The organism is Mycobacterium ahvazicum (assembly GCF_900176255.2).
In the GTDB taxonomy this organism is placed as follows: domain Bacteria; phylum Actinomycetota; class Actinomycetes; order Mycobacteriales; family Mycobacteriaceae; genus Mycobacterium; species Mycobacterium ahvazicum.
The window spans coordinates 91759-108331 of record NZ_FXEG02000005.1 but is presented as its reverse complement, the minus strand read 5'-3'; the positions used below and the strand labels follow the sequence as shown (position 1 = coordinate 108331).

Genomic DNA, 16573 nt, shown 5'->3' with positions numbered 1-16573 from the left:
ACGCCCTATGGTGGCGCCCCTAGAGCTTGATCTTGCCCATGATGATGTCGATGATCGGCTTACCCGGCGCGTAGGCACCGGTCATGGAGGCCATCGTGTGTCCGGAGTCGACCAGCAGGGTGATACCGCTGACGCCGCAGGCGGCCTCGCTGTTGAGGAACGCCATCACGTCGCCCATCTGCTCGGGCGTGTGCACCTTGGCGCCGGTCTCGTCGCGGTAGTCCTGGGCGAAGGACAGCCACAGGTCCGCGTTGGCCTGGGCCAGGGGCGTGTCGGTCGGCCCGGGGCAGATCGCGTTGATGCGAATTCCCTTCTTCGCCAGCGGGTAGCCCTGGGTGGCCACGTAGGTGTTGATCACCTTCTTGCTGGTTCCGTAGTGGTTGATCCCGTCGGCCTCGTGCGCCTGGCACCACGCCTCGGCCGCGGCGAAGTCCGGTGTCTCGAGGAATTCCAGCATCAGGTCCAGGTCGTTCTCCCAGCCCATGCCGGCGACCGAGGAGATGAAGCAGATGGCCGAACCGTTGGGAAGCTGGTTCTTCTCGAGCAGGCGGTCGATCAGGTGGCGGTGGCCGATGAAGTTGATCTTCATCAGGTCGATCGTGCCGTCGGCGACGCCGGCCGCGGAGAACACCGCGTGGATGGGACCCGTGATCTGGTCGAGAGCGGAGTCGATCGAGGCGGGGTCGCGCAGGTCGACCTGCACGGACTGGGCAACGTCGTAGTCCACGGGCGCGTAATCCAGCACGATGACCTCGGCACCGAGCTCGGCGGCTGACTTGGCCGCCGCGGCGCCCATGCCGGTGGCGCCCCCGACCACGAGAGCGCGCTTGCCGTCGTAGCGCAACCGATCGACAATGGTCATGGAAATCCCCTTCTCGGATAATGCCAACGCGGTTCTAACTGCTCAACTGTATGGGTAACAGTTATTTGGTTCAATACCGGGGCCGTATTGAGTTGGCCGGTCTTACTTGCCCCGGACGGCGGCGCCGCGCAAAACGGTGTCACGGATGTGCACCAGCGCCGGTCGCTTTCCGATCTCGCGCAGAATGTTCTCCGGAATCCACTGCAGGCTGATGACGCAGCGCGCCAGCATCGCGGTCGACGGGGCGTCGATGCCGATCTCGCCGGAGCGGATGCCTTCGGAGAGCAGCGATTTCATCTGCCGTAGCCGGGTGGGATACGACCAGCCGGGATTGGCGGTCGGTGGTGTTTGCCGCATCCACGCCAGCTGAATGCGGAATTCGTCGGAAAAGCGATCCAGAGCATTGACGTTGATCCAGCTCAACGCGTCCAGCTTCTCGATGAGGGAGGAATCCGAGCGCAGCACGCTGACCCAGCCGGCCTCGACCTTCTGACCGAACGACATCATGATCGAGTCGAGAAGTTCGTCCTTGGAGCCGATCACCCGATACACCGTGCCGGTACCAAGTCCCGCCGCCGATGCGATGTCGCGGATCGTGGTGGCTTCATAACCCTTGCGGCCGAACTCGGTTCGTGCCACGGCGCGGACATGGGCGGCCTTGTCGCTGGGATCGGCGTCGATGTCGTCGGCCCACGATTCGATGACGGCGCTGGCCGCCGAAAATGCATTGGACCGATCCAACGCCGCATCGGTGGGCGGCCGGGCGGCCAAGCCCCGCAGGATGATTCGGCACAGCAGCTCCGCCACCTGGTCGGGGGGAGAGTTATGCCGCATGACGTCCAGCCCGACCTGCAGCATGGTCTGGCAGATACGGTCGGCCAGCGTGGGCAGATCGATGTCCGGCTTGATGTAGCCGCTCCACCTGCCGGCGCGCAGCGTTTGCACCATCGCCGCTTGCACCGCGACGGACTGATTTCGGGTCAGGTTCATCAATTCGGGGTCCGCGCTCGGTCCCTCGTAGAACGACATCTGCAGCGCGGCGCGATGATGCACGGCGCAGTTGGCTACCGCCGATCCCAGCTCGATGATTTTGTCGGCGGGCGGTCGCGAATCGGGTTCGTCCAGTCGCGCCTGGGCCCGCTCCCCGATGCGGTGCAGATCGTCCTGATAGCGCCGGATCAGCTCGATGAGGATCGCTTCTTTGGATTCGAAATGGTGATACAGGCTTCCAGGCAGAATTCCCGCCGCGTCGGCGATCTCCTGCAACGACGTCCGCAATCCCGAGGATGCGATCAAAGATGCGGCGGTCTGCAGGATCTCGGTGCGGCGCGTCCCGGAATCGTCCGGCTGATCCAGGCGATCGGTGGCCGCCCGCTTTCCCTTAGCCAAGGGTTCGGCTTTGGCCATGGCTAACGGTGCATATGTTGAGAGGACTGCGACCGGGCCACGCTGCGCATTCGTCCTCCTGCCGAACCAAATCGTTGTTAAAGGCTATCAGATTGGCCGTCGGGAACCGGCTCAAATGCGCTGCTAACAGCGGTGACCCACCCAGTCTAAGGCCCTAGAGCCCGGGACCGTCCCAACTGTCCACCGCGATCACCTCGGCGAGGGGGCGCCGCGGGGCGGGGGAGAAGGTCTGCCCGGCCCGCAACCGGCCTACGGGCAGCAGGGCGCCCTGGACGAAGGTCGGCGGAATCCCGAGCAGTTCGGACACCTCGTGTTCGTGGTGCAGGTGCAGGGTTGTCACGCAGGTGCCGTAGCCGCGGGTGTGCAACGCGAGCTGAAAATTCCACACCGCGGGGAAGATCGAGCCGTACAGGGTGGCCAGGTGAAACGACTCGTCGCCGTCGATGCGCGGCAAGTAGGGCTCATAGCTTGGGATTACCAGCAGCGGCACCTTCGCCATGTTCTCGACCAGCCACTCCGTCGACGACATGAGCCGGCTTTCGGGCGTCCCGGCCGGCAGCAGGTCGGCGAGCAGTTGGCCGCCGACTCGTTTCAGATATGCGTCGCGGTACAACTCGGCGATCTGCTGCCGCTTCGCCGGGTCGGCGACCACCAGCCAGCGCCAGGCCTGCGAGTTAGAGCCGTTGGCCGCCTGCAGGCCGATGCGCAGGGATTCGCGAATATCCTCGAGGTCGACGGGCGCGTCGAGGTCAAGCGTCTTGCGTGCGGAGCGGGTGGCGGTCAGCAGGTATTCGATCTCCATCAGGTGCTCCTGTTCGCAAGGCGCGCACCGAGTTCGGTGAGATACCGGTCGGATCCGCCGAGAAGTGCGCTCCAGCTCAGCAGTCGCTTGAGGTACAGGTGCGCATCGTGTTCCCAGGTGTAGCCGATGCCGCCGAACACCTGGATCGCGGTGTCGCCGACGGTGGCCAGTCGTCCGGCGAATGCTTTGGCCCGAAGGGCGGCGAGATGGCGTTCGTCGGATCCAAGCGCGTCGGCGGCCCACAGCGCGTGCACCACACCACTGCGGGCCAGTTCGACGGTCTCGTACATATCGACGCACAAGTGCTGGACCGCCTGAAACGACCCGATGACCTGACCGAATTGCTTTCTGAATTTTGCGTATTCGACGGCGAGGTCCATCACGGCCCGCGCGGCACCCAGCGCGTCGGCGGCCGTGGCGATCAGCAGGTCGTCGATCACCGCCGCCACGTCGGCGGGTGTGGCTGTGGCCAGCCGTTGCCCTGGTGTGTTGTCGAGCCGGACGCGAAACTGTTTGCGGGTCTGGTCGATACCGCGCTCGGGTTGCACGGCAAAGCCGGGGGAGTCGGTGCGCACGGCGAAAAGACCTGTGCCGCTTGATCTTTCGGACAGAACCAGCACGACGTCGGCCGCCGCGGCGTCGGGCACACCGCCGAGTTCGCCGCGCAGCAGTCCGTCGTCGTCCGCCGCGACGTTCGCGAAGTCCAGGAAGCTGACCGTGGCGATGATCGTTCCGTCGGCGATTCCGGCCAGAATCGTTGCGACAGCGTCGTTGTCGCACAGCCGGGTCAGGGTGCGCGGCGCGGCGACGGCCGTCGACAGCCAGGGCCCCGGGTGCAGGGCGGCGCCCAGCTCTTCGGCCACGACGCCGGCCTCGACCATCGTCATCCCGGCGCCGCCGTGTTCCTCCGGCACCAACAGGCCGGTGGTACCGAGGTCGGCCAGGCCGCGCCAGACCGCGTCGTCGACACCGGCCGGATCGTCGAGCAACTCGCGCACGTGACCCGAAATCGGTGCCTTGTCAGCAAGAAAGCGCCGGGTGGTGTCGCGCAGCGCGACCTGTTCGTCGGTGAGTTCGAGGTTCATTTGCGCGGCAATCCCAATACGCGTTGGGCGGTGATGTTCTTGTTGATCTGGCTCGTTCCGCCGGCGATGGTCAGCGAGCGTGAGGTGAGACGGTAGTTCGCCCACGCGGCGTTGGTGCCGCGGGTACCCAGCACGTCGAAGGCCAGTGCGGCCATGTCCTGCCCGATCTCACCCCACACCGTCTTGGCGAGGCTGGCCGATCCGACCGCTGTTATTTCTGACCCGCCGTGCAGCGTCGCCGAGATGGACCGCTGGCAGAGCACCTCGAGATACTTGATGCGCAGCCCGATTTCGCCGAGGCGCCTCAGCGTCACGGGGTCGTCGAGTCCGTCGCTGTGCGCGGCGATGTCGTCCACGAGTTCTTCGAGCCGGACCTGCATCTCGGCGTACAGCCGTGCGGCGCCGGCGCGTTCGTGACTGAGCGTGGTGGTGGCCACCTGCCAACCGCCGTTGAGCGGCCCGAGCAACGCGTCGGCCGGCACCCGCACGTCGTGAAAGAACACCTCGGCGAAATCCGTGTCGCCGTTGAGCGTGACCAGCGGACGGACCTCGATGCCGGGCAGCTTCATGTCGAGGATCAGGCAGGAGATGCCCTGGTGCTTGGGGACATCGGGATCGGTGCGCACATACAGCTGGCACCAGTTCGCCCGATGCCCGAGCGAGGTCCAGATCTTCTGACCGTTGACGACGAAGCCGTCGCCGTCACGCACCGCCCGGGTACGCAGCGAGGCGAGATCGGATCCGGCCTCGGGTTCCGACATGCCCTGGCACCAAATGTCGTCGGCACGCATCATCCGGCGCAGCAGCGTCGTCTTCTGGTCTTCGCTGCCGTACTGCATGATCGCGGGAGCGATGTTGTTCATCCCAATGACATTGAGCGGCATGGGCGCCCGCGCGCGGGTGGTCTCCTCGGTGTAGACGAGCTGCTCGAGCACCGTCGCCCCACGGCCGCCGTATTCGCGCGGCCAGGACACGGCGGCCCAGCCCGCGTCGGCCATCGTCGCGTTCCAGGTGCGCATCATCTCGAAGGTCGCGTCGTCGCGTCCCAGGTTCCGGCGGGCGGCCACCAGCTCGTCGGTGAGGTTTGCCGACAGCCACTCGCGCAGCTCGACGCGGAACTGTTCCAATTCCGCCGGATAGGAGAAGTCCACTGTTCCTTGACTCTGGTCGTGGCTAACTGCGACTTAGCCCGGACTTTACGGTGGAGCATTTTTTTGGTCAACAACCTCCAGGCATAACGGCTCCCATTTCGTTGACTGTCGTCGAGCCGCACCTTACGGTGGAACAGATATTTGGTCAGCAGGTCGGAGGTGGGGTGGCGGACGACTCTGGTGCCGAGCGGTTGCAGGCCCTGGGCATGCTCGCCTCCGCATTGGCGGGCCGGGCAATCGCGGTTGCCGGGCTGTCACCCGGTGAGCCGGCCTGGACGGACGGTAAGGCGATTTACGTCGATGCCGGCGCCCCTGCCCGCCCGAAACTCGAAGCCATCGCGGTACAGGCGTCGATGATCGCGGCCGGCAGCCTGGAGCCCGACGTGGTGGGCTCGTTGGTGCACCACCCCCGGCTGGCCAAGCGCTACCTCGCGATCGAGAGCCACCGCGCCCTGGTCGCCAATGAGCATTTGCTACCAACGGTTTTGGCGTCGTTGGGCAAGCGCGACATCGCGAGTCGCAGCGACTCGCCCGCAGCGTCGCTGGCCCTGGCCGCCGGGCGGGCTCCGGTCGCCGACCCGCAGCCCGCCTTCGGCGTGATCCGTGCGGCCAAGGTGATGGCCGCGTGCGCCCGGGTGACCAAACAGGACGAGCAGGCCAGTGCTGGGCATGTCCCGCGCAGCCGCGGCCCGCGCGAGCTGGCGGAGCTCGACGACGGCGAGGTGGACGACTCCGACGATCCTGACCTTTTCACCAGCCCGGTCGGTGGCGGCGGCTTCATCGGCAAGTGGCTGAAGAAGATGTTGTCGTCGGCCCGCAAGACCGGCAGCGGCGGCGGGCCGCCCGGCGCGGACGCCCCCACGCATCGCACCAACTCCGCTAAGCGCGGCCTACATGCCGTGTCGTCGCTGGCCTCGACTGTGAGCGAGGAGATCAAAGACGAAGAGGCCGCGGCCGACGGGGTGCGGTATCCGGAATGGGATGTCGCGCGCAAGCGCTATCGGCCCGCCTGGTGCACGGTGCGGGAGGTCGAGCCCGAGGTCAAGGTCTCGGCGACCCAGGCGATCGACGCCGCCGTCGGGGTACGTCGGCCGCTGTCGCGGCTCGGCATGGGACTACACCGTCGCCGCCGGCAGTCGCAGGGCGACGACATCGACATCGACGCCGCCGTCGAAGCCCGCGTCGAGATACGGGCCGGATCGGTCCCCGACGAGTCGGTGTACTCCGATAGCTTGCGGCGCCGGCGCGACCTGTCGGTGTTGCTGCTTCTCGATGTGTCGGGGTCGGCGGCCGAGCCCGGCACGCTCGGGCGCACGGTGCACGAACAGCAGCGCGCCGCGGTCGCGAACCTGACCGTCGCGCTGCACGACCTCGGTGACCGGGTCTGCCTCTACGCCTATTACTCGCAGGGGCGCACGGCGGTAACCATGGTGCCGGTCAAGCGATTTGACGACCCTCTCGACGCCCACATCATCAGGCGGCTCAACAGCCTGGAACCCGGTGCCTACTCCCGGCTCGGAGCGGCCATCCGGCACGGCTCGTCGGTGCTGGAGGTGCGCGGCGGCACCTCCCGGCGACTCCTGGTGGTGCTATCCGACGGCCTCGCCTACGACCACGGCTACGAGCGGGCCTATGGTGCCGCCGACGCCCGGCGCGCGCTGACCGAGGCACGGCGCCGGGGGACCGGTTGCGTGTGCTTGACGATCGGCGCCGGCACGGATGTGGCGTCGTTGCGCCGGGTGTTCGGCAGCACCGCACACGCCACGATCGCGCGCCCCGATCAGCTGGCCGGGGTGATCGGACCGCTGTTCCGATCCGCGTTGCGCGCGGCGGAGGTGCGCCGGAGGGTGAGCGCCTGATTGGGGCGGCTTCGCGCTGATGCCATGTCCCCGAGGGCAGTTCGTGTACGCCGTCGAGATGCGACTGGAGTCAGCGCTCTTGAAACAAACATCTGTTCCGGATAGGCTCCAAGAATCCGGCAGAGGGGACGTCATGACCAACGAGTCCGGGGCCGCTTGCCGCAACGGCGCGGCTCCCGACATACGGCCCTATTACCGGGCGGTCGGCGGCGAAGAGGCGATTTTCAAGGCCGCCTACCGCCAGGGTCTGGCGCTGGTGTTGAAGGGGCCGACGGGTTGCGGCAAGACCCGCTTTGTCGAGGCGATGGCTCATGACCTGGGCCGGCCGCTGATCACCGTGTCCTGCCACGACGACCTCACCACGGCGGACCTGGTCGGACGGTATCTGCTGCGGGGTGACGAAACGGTGTGGGCGGACGGCCCGCTGACCCGTGCGGTGCGCGAGGGCGCGATCTGCTATCTGGACGAAGTCGTGGAAGCGCGGCAGGACACCACCGTGGTGCTGCATCCGCTCGCCGATCACCGGCGGCAGCTGCCGATCGAGCGCCTCGGCATCACACTGGACGCGGCACCCGGCTTCGGCTTGGTGGTGTCCTACAACCCCGGCTATCAAAGCGTGCTCAAGGACCTCAAGGATTCGACCCGTCAACGCATGGTGGCCATCGAATTCGGTTTCCCCGCAGCCGATGTCGAAGAAGGCATCGTCGCGCATGAGGCGGGTGTGGACGCCGCCACCGCGGCCGAGCTGGTGCGTTTCGGCCAGGCCATCCGCCGGCTGGAAACCGGTGGCCTGCGCGAGGTCGCATCGACGCGCCTGCTGATCGCGGCGGGCCAACTGATCGCCGAGGGGCTGAGCATGCAAGAGGCGGCGCGGGCCGCGATCACCGCACCGCTCACCGACGACGTCGCCGTGGGTCGCGCGCTGGGGGAGATGGTCGAGGTCTACCTGGGTGGCGGCGGGTAGATGGTTGACGTTGCAGACCGCCCCCGTTACGGTCTGAACAAATATTAGGTCTGCCATGGATGGTTGCGAGTGAGCGGGTCAGCCGGGAGGTCAGATGTCCTACGAAAGCAGTGCTGAGCCGATCAAGGTCGGCTATTTGATGGACTTCAAGCTGCCGCCGGGCTTCCCCGAGGAGCTGTTCGCCTCCTTCACCCAGACCTTCGACTTGATCTTCGAAGAGGCGGTCGAGCAGGGCCTGATGGACCGTCCGGTGCAGATGATCTATCGCGAAGTGGAGGGTCTGCCCAAGGGTTCGGTCAAGGCGGTCATCGATGCCTACGCCGAACTGGTCGACGAGGGCTGCCTGGTCGTCTTCGGCCCCAACATCACCGACAACTGCGTGCCGGTGCGTGAAGCGATCGAGGACCGGTTCAAGGTGCCGGCCATCAGCGTCACCGGCACCGACGACTGGCTGGGCGAGTGGACATTCGCCTTCCCGCAGGGGTCGATGACCGACGAGCCGATCTTCTTGGCCGACCTGATCGCCAAGCGTGGGCTCGCCGAGATCGGGGTGCTGGTCGAGCAGAGCCTGATTGGCGAGAGCTACCTGAAGAACCTGCGAAGTGCCTGCCGGCGCAAGGGGATTCGCATCGTGGCCGAGGTTTCGATCGCCCAGACGGCGCAGGACATCAACGCCGCCGTTGCGGCGCTGCACGAGGCCAAAGCCGAGGCGATCGTGCACCTGGGATTCGGCTTCGGCGTCGTCTTCATCAACCCGGCGCTCGAAGCGCTCGGTTGGGATCCGCCGCGCTTCACCACCACCGCGTGGCAGAACGCCTGGGTCAACCCCATCATGTGGAACGCGTTCATGGGCTGGACCGGTGTCGACCAGTACGACGAGGCGAACCGGATCGGCCAGGAATTCCTCGACACCTACGCCAAGAAGTACAACGGCAGTCGTCCCGAGTTCTGCGTGACGGTGGTCAACCGTGACGTCGCCGCGACCCTCGTGCGCGCGTTCACCGACGCCCATCCGCTCAGTCCCCGTGGCGTCAAGGAGGCCCTCGAGCGGGTCAAGATGATGCCCGCCGCGTCGGGCGCGCCCGGGACTCGAGTGTCGTTCGGCAAATGGACCCGCCGGGCCTGGATGGGTGCCGGGTACCTGGTGGCTCGGACTCTCGACGCCGACGGGATCAACTCGCATCTGGTGGATCGCTTCGGGGAGGAAAACTGATGTCCACCGAGCAATCCGCACCGCTGAAGACGGACGGCACGCCCACCCCGCCGGGAGCGGAAAGGCGCGGCTGGGGCGGCTGGATCGCCGGTGCCGCGCTGGCGGCCTTCGCGCTCTTCTTCATCGCGAATTGCCGTGTGGCCCTTGACCCGCGGGTTGCCAACCCGGACGTGCAGGGCCGGCCGCGGCCGGTGAAGTTCCTCTTCGGATTGGACTACATCACCTTCCTGCACATCTCCACGATCATCATGCTGTTGGTGCTGCTGGTGGTATTCGTCCGGGGCTGGCGCCGCAATCCGGGCAGTCCGGTCATGCTGATGTTCCTGTGCACCACGCTGATCGTGTGGCAGGACCCGATCATGAACTGGTCGCCATTTGCGGTCTACAACCCCGACCTCATCCACTGGCCGGAGTCCTGGCCGCTGGTGTCGCTGTCGCCGACGGTCGAGCCGTTCGTCGTATTCGGCTATGTCACTTTCTATTTCGGGCCGTACTTTCCGGCGGTCTGGATCCTGCGTAAGCTGCAGGCCAAGTACGGGCCGACGTCGTTCGTGTCGCGACACCCGTTGTGGAGCCTGGGCCTGCTGACGTGCGTGATCGGTTTCATCTTCGACGCGTGGCTGGAGATCCAGCTCGTGCACGCCGGCATGTACATCTATTCGCAGGTGATTCCGTGGGGATCGGTGTTCACCGGCACCACCTTCCAATTCCCGCTGATCTGGGAGTCGTTCTCGGTGACCTTCGTGATGGTGCCCGCGGCGATTCTCTGTTATCGCGATGACACCGGCAAATCGGTGGCAGAGAAGCTGGCCGCCAAGGCGAGAATCTTCCCGCGCCGGCCGGTGCTGGGCACCTTCTTGGTGATGTTCGCGATCATCAACGTCTCGTACTTCGCCTACGGCGCCTGGTTCTGGGCCATCAAGGCCAGCCACGCGGCGACCTCGGTTGCCTGTCCATGGCCGTACCCGGAAGCGAAAGTGTATGACCCGCAGGGCTATTACGAGAAGGCCGGGGCCCAGGGCCCCTTCTCGGTCGGCATCTGGTCGACCTGGGCCAGCGGCGAGCCGAATGGCCGCCCGCATGTCGAAGCGCCGCCGCCGGGCCAAGGCCCTTGCGCGACCGGGAGCAAGAATGGCTGAGCCGCGCTCGGCCGTCATCACCGGCGCCTCCCGCGGACTCGGATTCGCCTCAGCCGTGCGCCTGTATCGCGAGGGGTGGCGCGTGGTCGCGGCGATGCGCACCCCCGAGAAGGGGATGCCACTGCTTCGGAAGGCTATTCAGGACCAAGGGTTGCCGCGGCCTGACGACGACCGGCTGATCGGGGTGCAACTCGACCTCACCGACTTCGCGTCGATTCCCTTGGCCGCCAAAGCAATCGACGAGGCCGTCGGCGCCCCTTACGCGCTGGTTCACAACGCCGGGATCTCCGCCGCCGGGATGGTGGAGGAGGCCGATATGGCGCTGTGGCAGCGGATGTTCGCCACCAGCGTCCTGGGACCGGTGGAACTCACCAAAGCATTGTTGCCGTCCATGCGCGCGGCCGGTCAGGGGCGCATCGTGCTGGTCTCCAGCGCGGCCGGGGTGCGCGGTCAGCCCGGCACCGCGCCGTACTCGGCGGCCAAGGGCGCGCTGGAGCGGTGGGCCGAATCGATGGCGTGCGAGATCGCGCCCTTCGGCCTGGGTGTCACCACCCTGGTGTCGGGCACCTACGACACCGAAATCATCACCGACGCCGGCACTATCGACGACCGCAATTTCGATGGGCCGTACGCGCGGCTGCACAACACGATGAACAGCCGGGGGAGGTTCGCGGTGAGCTTCGCCCGAGCCCCGGAGCGATTCACCGACGGGCTGGTCAAGGCACTGGCCGACGAGGCGCCGTACCGCCGCCGCGGTGTCGGTCCAGACGCGTCAATGCTGTTGGCCGCCAATCGAATTCTTCCGGCAGCGGGCATGCACCACCTGTCGCGCACGGTGCTCGGCATCCCCAAACAGGGGTCGATGCGGGGCGGGGCATGGCCGTTGACGACGGGTCAAAAGGCGATGGTGCTCGTCGCACGTGTGCTTCCACCGCCGGTGTTACAGCGCTTGGCATCACTAGCGGCCAAGCGCCGCAAGGCAAATGAGGGGTAAAGATGGAACAGCTTTTCGACGACTTGGCCGACTTCGGCGCCTTCGACGACGCGATCTCCGGTGATGTGCGTGACCCCTACACCGAACTGGCGCGGCTGCGTCGTGAGGAACCGGTGCAGCGACTCGAGACCTCGGGAGCGCTGCCGCACGAGGAGTCGCTGCCGATGTTCATCGTGTATCGCCACGAGGACATCCAGCAGATGCTGCGAGACAACGAGACGTTCTCGTCGTCGGCCGTGATCGCCGCGTTCGGCCCCGTGCTCGGTGACGGCGTGATGCTCGGCATGGACGAACCCATCCACGGCCGGCTGCGCTCGCTGGTGTCAAAAGCGTTCTCGCAGAAGTCATTGGCGCGTTGGCAAGACGAGCTGGTCGGCCGGGTGGCGAACGGCCTGATCGACAAGTTCGCCCCCACCGGCAAGGCGGATCTGGTCAAGGAGTTCACCTTCGACTATCCGAGCCAGATCATCGCGGGCCTGTTGGGCTTGCCCGAAGAGGACTACCCACAGTTCCAGCGGTGGTCGATTTCGCTATTGAGTTGGTTGATGAACCCCGAGCGCGGGCTGGCGGCCTCGGCCGCGCTGTGCGAATACTTCGCGCCGATACTGCGGGCCCGGCGGACCGAGCCGAAGGACGACCTGATCAGTGCGCTCGCCGCGGCCGAGATCGACGGGGAAAAGCTCGCGGACGAAGAGATCTTCTCCTTCCTGCGGCTGCTGTTGCCCGCCGGCGTCGAGACGACCTACCGGTCGTTGGGCAGCCTGCTGTTGGCGCTGCTGTCGGATCCCGCGCAGTTGGCTGCGATCCGCGCCGACCGCTCACTGCTGCCGCAGGCCATCGAGGAGGGTGTGCGGTGGGAGTCGCCCCTGCTGACCATCACCAGGGTCGCGACGCGCGACACCGAACTCGGCGGGGTGGCGATCCCGGCCGGGGCGACGGTGATGCCGATGCTGGGTTCGGCGAACCGGCAAGAGGACCGCTACGACGATCCGAACACGTTCAACATTCACCGGCCTGCCAAGGCGAATCTGGGCTGGGGGCACGGCGTGCATGTCTGCCTCGGCATGCACCTGGCGCGCCTGGAGATGCGGACCGCGATCAACCTTTTGTTGGACCGGCTGCCGAATCTGCGGCTGGACCCCGACGGGGACGACCCGCACATCCGCGGACAGGTGTTCCGGTCGCCGACCTCGGTACCGGTGTTGTTCGACGCGCAGAAATAGCGCGGTCACGATGCCGAGCGAGCGTGCGGTAATCGCACGTCAGGGCCCTGCCCGCAGGCAGCATGTTGCCAATCGGCTAGTTTCCAGTAAGGCTCTCCGCAGGGACGAGTCACAAGATCACGAGTCTGAAGAGAGCTGAACAAAAATGGCTGACACTGTAAAGGTCCGGTTCGAGCCGAAGATGATGATCGACGGCAAGCTGGTCGAAGGCCAGGCCGGCACCTTCACCAACATCAACCCGGCGACCGAGGAGTCACTCGGCGAGGTTTCCGACGCCTCGAAGGAAGATATGCATCGGGCGATCGACGCCGCCCGGCGGGCGTTCGACGAGACCGATTGGTCGACCAACAAGGAGCTGCGCAAGCGCTGCCTGCTGCAGCTGCACGAGGCCATCGAGTCCGAGATCGACGAGCTGCGCGAGGAGCTGATCCTCGAGGTCGGCGCGCCCCGCGCCATCACCTACGGGCCGCAGCTGGACGCCCCGCTGGCAGACGGGCTGAAGTACCCCGCCCGGCTGATCGACTCGTACGCCTGGGAGACCGACCTCGGGGACCGGGTGATCAGCCTGACCGGTGCGAACACCACGATCAAGGTGTGGCGCGAGCCGGTCGGTGTGGTCGGCGCAATCGTGCCGTGGAACTTCCCGTTCGAGGTCACAATCAACAAGCTCGGCCAGGCGCTGGGCAGCGGCAACACCGTGGTGCTCAAGCCGGCGCCGAACACCCCGTTCAACGCGAACCGGCTCGGTCGGCTGATCGCCGAAAACACCGACATCCCGGCCGGCGTCGTCAACGTCGTCACCGCGTCGGATCACTTTGTCGGCGAGGAACTCACGCTGTCGCCCAAGGTCGACCTGATCTCGTTCACCGGCTCGACGGTGGTCGGCAAGCGGATCATGGAAAAGGGTGCGGCCACGATGAAGCGGCTGTTCCTGGAGCTCGGCGGCAAGTCGGCGACCATCGTGCTGGAAGACGCGGACTTCGGCACGGCCTGCATGGTCGGCATCGCACCGTGTATGCACGCCGGTCAGGGTTGCGCCAACCCGACCCGGATGCTGCTGCCGCGGTCCCGCTATGACGAGGGTGTCGAGATCCTGAAGAACATCTACGAGAACGTCACGTGCGGCGACCCGCAGGACCCCGCGACGTTGTGCGGCCCGGTGATCTCGCAGCGGCAGTACGAGCGGGTGAACAGCTACATCCAGCAGGGCGTCGACGAGGGTGCTACGGCTTTGGTCGGTGGCCCCGGCGCGGAGACCGGCTTTGACAAGGGATACTTCGTCCGCCCAACGCTTTTCACCAACGTCGACAACAAGATGACGATCGCGCAGGAGGAGATTTTCGGGCCGGTGCTCTCGGTCATCCCGTTCGACGACGAGGAGGACGCGATCCGGATCGCCAACGACAGCGTGTATGGCTTGGCCGGCAACGTCTTTTCGGGTTCCCTGGAGCGCGCGCTGTCGGTGACCCGCCGGATCAAAGCCGGCTTCATGGGCGTCAACGGCGGTGCCGGCTACGCGGCCGACTCGCCGTTCGGTGGGTACAAGGAGAGCGGCATCGGCCGGCAGAACGGCATCGCCGGCTTCGACCAGTACACCGAGATCAAGTCGGTGGCGTACCCCGCCGTCTGATTCGCCCGCGGGTAGCGGCCGCCCGGCTCAGGCCATGGCAGAGTTGACCTAACATTTGTTCGGTCTGAAGTCGGTGGCCGGGCCGGGCGTCATGTCTGCGCTGAGGGCGTCGCGTGTGCGCACAGGGCGTCGCGTGTGCGCACAGGCCGGACCCCTTCGGCGTGTCTTCACCACGCACGCACACTCAACGCCGCGGTGCATCAGCGAATGGGCGCGCCCAGCCCACCCCGCTACCGGGCCGCCCAACCCCTTGGTTGACAATCGAGGCAAGACCGGAGTCAAAGGAGACCTAACCATGCCTGAAGCTGTCATCGTCGAGGCCGTGCGTTCACCCATTGGCAAGCGCAACGGAGGACTTTCCGGGGTGCACCCCGCCGAGCTGTCCGCCCAGGTGCTCAACGGGCTGGCCACCAGGGCCGGCATCGACCCCGAAATCGTCGACGACGTGATCTGGGGCTGCGTGATGCAGGCCGGCGAGCAGGCCCTCGACATCGGCCGTACCGCACTGCTGACCGCCGGGTGGCCGGAGACCGTCCCGGGCGTGACGGTCGACCGCCAGTGCGGATCGAGCCAGCAGTCCATCCACTTCGCCGCGGCCGGTGTGGTCGCCGGGCACTACGACGTCGTCGTCGCCGGTGGTGTGGAGTCGATGTCGCGCACGCCAATGGGCGCCTCGCTGGCCAATGGCGGACGGCCCTACCCCGAGAACTTCATCTCCCGCTACGACGGTCAGATCCCCAACCAGGGCCTGGGCGCGGAAATGATCGCCGAGCAGTGGGGATTCGACCGCACCGCGCTCGACCAGTTCTCCCTTGACTCCCACGAAAAGGCCGCTGCAGCACAGGATTCCGGTGCATTCGACGATCAGATCGTGGGCATCAAGGACGCCGACGGCAACGTCGTGCTTAAGGACGAAGGCATCCGGCGCGGCACTCCGATGGAGAAGATGGCCTCGCTGAAGCCGGCCTTCAAGGAGGACGGCGTGATCCATGCCGGGAACTCCTCGCAGATCTCCGACGGCGCGGCCGCGCTGTTGTTCATGTCGGCGGAGAAGGCCAAGGACCTGGGCCTGACCCCAATTGCCAAGGTGCACACCGCCACTCTGGCTGGAGCTGACCCGGTCATCATGCTGACCGCGCCGATCCCGGCCACCCAGAAAGTGCTGAAGCGGTCCGGGCTCTCGATCGACGACATCGGCGCCTACGAAGTCAACGAGGCGTTCGCGCCCGTTCCGCTCGCGTGGCTGAAGGACATCGGTGCCGACGAGAAGAAGCTCAACCCCAACGGCGGCGCGATCGCGCTCGGCCACCCGCTCGGCGGCTCCGGCGCGCGGATCATGACCACGCTGCTCTACCACATGCGGGACAAGGGAATTCGCTACGGCCTGCAGACGATGTGTGAGGGTGGCGGCCAGGCCAACGCCACCATCGTGGAGCTGCTGTGACGGACGCGCAGGGCGCGGCGCCGGCAGTTTTGGTTGAGCGCCTCGGCGCCGTGATGGTCATTACCATCAACCGGCCCGAGGCGCGCAACGCGATCAACGCCGCGGTCAGCATCGGAGTCGGGGATGCGCTGGAGGAAGCCCAGCACGACCCCGAGGTGCGGGCGGTGGTGCTCACCGGCGCCGGAAACAAATCCTTTTGCGCCGGAGCCGATCTCAAAGCGATCGCACGCCGGGAGAACCTCTATCACCCCGACCATGCCGACTGGGGCTTCGCCGGTTACGTGCAACACTTCATCGACAAGCCCACGATCGCGGCCGTCAACGGCACCGCGCTGGGCGGCGGCACCGAGCTGGCACTGGCCAGCGACCTGGTCGTCGCCCACGAGGTGGCGAAATTCGGTCTGCCCGAAGTCAAACGGGGACTGATCGCCGCAGCCGGTGGCGTCTTCCGCATCGTCGACCAGCTGCCCCGCAAGGTCGCGATGGAGCTGCTGCTGACGGGTGAGCCGATGACGGCGTCCGACGCCTGGGAATGGGGCCTGGTCAACCAGGTCGTCAAGGACGGCTCGGTGCTCGACGCGGCACTGGCGATGGCGGCGCGCATCACCGTGAACGCGCCGCTGTCGGTGCAAGCCAGCAAGCGCATCGCAGCCGGCGTCGACGAGGGCGTCATCACCGGCGACCAGGTCGGCTGGGAGCGCACCGTGAACGAGATGCGCACCCTGATCCGGTCCGAGGACGCCAAGGAGGGCCCGCTGGCGTTCGCCGAGAAGCGCGAGCCGGTCTGGAAGGCCCGCTAG

At 66.5% G+C, this 16573-nt stretch carries 14 protein-coding genes; 9 read left to right on the top strand and 5 right to left on the bottom strand.

The window, feature by feature from the left end:
• Positions 1 to 19 precede the first annotated feature (19 nt).
• The 5 genes from MAAFP003_RS21495 to MAAFP003_RS21475 form a co-directional block, all read right to left on the bottom strand.
• Positions 20 to 862, bottom strand: a complete 843-nt coding sequence (locus MAAFP003_RS21495) for an SDR family oxidoreductase (RefSeq protein WP_096289742.1) — start codon at positions 860 to 862, stop codon at positions 20 to 22.
• Positions 863 to 964: 102 nt separating this feature from the next.
• Positions 965 to 2269, bottom strand: a complete 1305-nt coding sequence (locus tag MAAFP003_RS21490; RefSeq protein WP_096289741.1) for a TetR/AcrR family transcriptional regulator — start codon at positions 2267 to 2269, stop codon at positions 965 to 967.
• A 154-nt stretch (positions 2270 to 2423) separates the two neighbouring features.
• Positions 2424 to 3071 (bottom strand): nitroreductase family protein, encoded by a 648-nt coding sequence (locus MAAFP003_RS21485; RefSeq protein ID WP_096289740.1) that lies wholly within the window; start codon positions 3069 to 3071, stop codon positions 2424 to 2426.
• Positions 3071 to 4156, bottom strand: a complete 1086-nt coding sequence (locus MAAFP003_RS21480; protein ID WP_096289739.1) for an acyl-CoA dehydrogenase family protein — start codon at positions 4154 to 4156, stop codon at positions 3071 to 3073. Before MAAFP003_RS21480 ends, MAAFP003_RS21485 begins: the two co-directional genes overlap by 1 nt.
• Complete coding sequence (locus MAAFP003_RS21475; protein ID WP_096289738.1) at positions 4153 to 5307, bottom strand: acyl-CoA dehydrogenase family protein; 1155 nt, start codon at positions 5305 to 5307, stop codon at positions 4153 to 4155. Before MAAFP003_RS21475 ends, MAAFP003_RS21480 begins: the two co-directional genes overlap by 4 nt.
• Before the next feature lie 206 nt (positions 5308 to 5513).
• Between MAAFP003_RS21475 and MAAFP003_RS21470 the strand changes: the two genes are divergently transcribed.
• The 9 genes from MAAFP003_RS21470 to MAAFP003_RS21430 all read left to right on the top strand — a co-directional run bounded on the left by MAAFP003_RS21470 (position 5514) and on the right by MAAFP003_RS21430 (position 16573).
• Positions 5514 to 7166 (top strand): nitric oxide reductase activation protein NorD, encoded by a 1653-nt coding sequence (locus tag MAAFP003_RS21470; RefSeq protein WP_423790949.1) that lies wholly within the window; start codon positions 5514 to 5516, stop codon positions 7164 to 7166.
• Between the two features lie 133 nt (positions 7167 to 7299).
• Positions 7300 to 8130, top strand: coding sequence for a CbbQ/NirQ/NorQ/GpvN family protein (locus MAAFP003_RS21465; RefSeq protein ID WP_096289737.1), 831 nt, complete (start codon positions 7300 to 7302; stop codon positions 8128 to 8130).
• Between the two features lie 94 nt (positions 8131 to 8224).
• On the top strand, positions 8225 to 9343 hold the full coding sequence (locus MAAFP003_RS21460; RefSeq protein ID WP_096289736.1) for an ABC transporter substrate-binding protein: 1119 nt from the start codon (positions 8225 to 8227) through the stop codon (positions 9341 to 9343).
• Entirely contained in the window at positions 9343 to 10482 is a 1140-nt protein-coding gene (locus MAAFP003_RS21455; protein WP_096289735.1) for a spirocyclase AveC family protein, read from the top strand. Before MAAFP003_RS21460 ends, MAAFP003_RS21455 begins: the two co-directional genes overlap by 1 nt.
• Positions 10475 to 11476: an SDR family oxidoreductase gene (locus tag MAAFP003_RS21450; protein ID WP_096289734.1), complete on the top strand. Its 1002-nt coding sequence runs from the start codon at positions 10475 to 10477 to the stop codon at positions 11474 to 11476. Before MAAFP003_RS21455 ends, MAAFP003_RS21450 begins: the two co-directional genes overlap by 8 nt.
• Before the next feature lie 2 nt (positions 11477 to 11478).
• Positions 11479 to 12699: a cytochrome P450 gene (locus MAAFP003_RS21445; protein ID WP_096289733.1), complete on the top strand. Its 1221-nt coding sequence runs from the start codon at positions 11479 to 11481 to the stop codon at positions 12697 to 12699.
• Between the two features lie 145 nt (positions 12700 to 12844).
• Positions 12845 to 14329: an aldehyde dehydrogenase family protein gene (locus MAAFP003_RS21440; RefSeq protein WP_096289732.1), complete on the top strand. Its 1485-nt coding sequence runs from the start codon at positions 12845 to 12847 to the stop codon at positions 14327 to 14329.
• Between the two features lie 295 nt (positions 14330 to 14624).
• Complete coding sequence (locus MAAFP003_RS21435; RefSeq protein ID WP_096289731.1) at positions 14625 to 15773, top strand: thiolase family protein; 1149 nt, start codon at positions 14625 to 14627, stop codon at positions 15771 to 15773.
• Positions 15770 to 16573, top strand: coding sequence for a crotonase/enoyl-CoA hydratase family protein (locus MAAFP003_RS21430; RefSeq protein WP_096289730.1), 804 nt, complete (start codon positions 15770 to 15772; stop codon positions 16571 to 16573). Before MAAFP003_RS21435 ends, MAAFP003_RS21430 begins: the two co-directional genes overlap by 4 nt.

Excerpts from the sequence above, each read along its gene's own strand:
- MAAFP003_RS21495 (WP_096289742.1), bottom strand. The coding sequence starts at position 862 with ATGACCATTGTCGATCGGTTGCGCTACGACGGCAAGCGCGCTCTCGTG.
- MAAFP003_RS21490 (WP_096289741.1), bottom strand. The coding sequence starts at position 2,269 with ATGGCCAAAGCCGAACCCTTGGCTAAGGGAAAGCGGGCGGCCACCGAT.
- MAAFP003_RS21485 (WP_096289740.1), bottom strand. The coding sequence starts at position 3,071 with ATGGAGATCGAATACCTGCTGACCGCCACCCGCTCCGCACGCAAGACG.
- MAAFP003_RS21480 (WP_096289739.1), bottom strand. The coding sequence starts at position 4,156 with ATGAACCTCGAACTCACCGACGAACAGGTCGCGCTGCGCGACACCACC.
- MAAFP003_RS21470 (WP_423790949.1), top strand. The coding sequence starts at position 5,514 with ATGCTCGCCTCCGCATTGGCGGGCCGGGCAATCGCGGTTGCCGGGCTG.
- MAAFP003_RS21465 (WP_096289737.1), top strand. The coding sequence starts at position 7,300 with ATGACCAACGAGTCCGGGGCCGCTTGCCGCAACGGCGCGGCTCCCGAC.
- MAAFP003_RS21460 (WP_096289736.1), top strand. The coding sequence starts at position 8,225 with ATGTCCTACGAAAGCAGTGCTGAGCCGATCAAGGTCGGCTATTTGATG.
- MAAFP003_RS21455 (WP_096289735.1), top strand. The coding sequence starts at position 9,343 with ATGTCCACCGAGCAATCCGCACCGCTGAAGACGGACGGCACGCCCACC.
- MAAFP003_RS21450 (WP_096289734.1), top strand. The coding sequence starts at position 10,475 with ATGGCTGAGCCGCGCTCGGCCGTCATCACCGGCGCCTCCCGCGGACTC.
- MAAFP003_RS21445 (WP_096289733.1), top strand. The coding sequence starts at position 11,479 with ATGGAACAGCTTTTCGACGACTTGGCCGACTTCGGCGCCTTCGACGAC.
- MAAFP003_RS21440 (WP_096289732.1), top strand. The coding sequence starts at position 12,845 with ATGGCTGACACTGTAAAGGTCCGGTTCGAGCCGAAGATGATGATCGAC.
- MAAFP003_RS21435 (WP_096289731.1), top strand. The coding sequence starts at position 14,625 with ATGCCTGAAGCTGTCATCGTCGAGGCCGTGCGTTCACCCATTGGCAAG.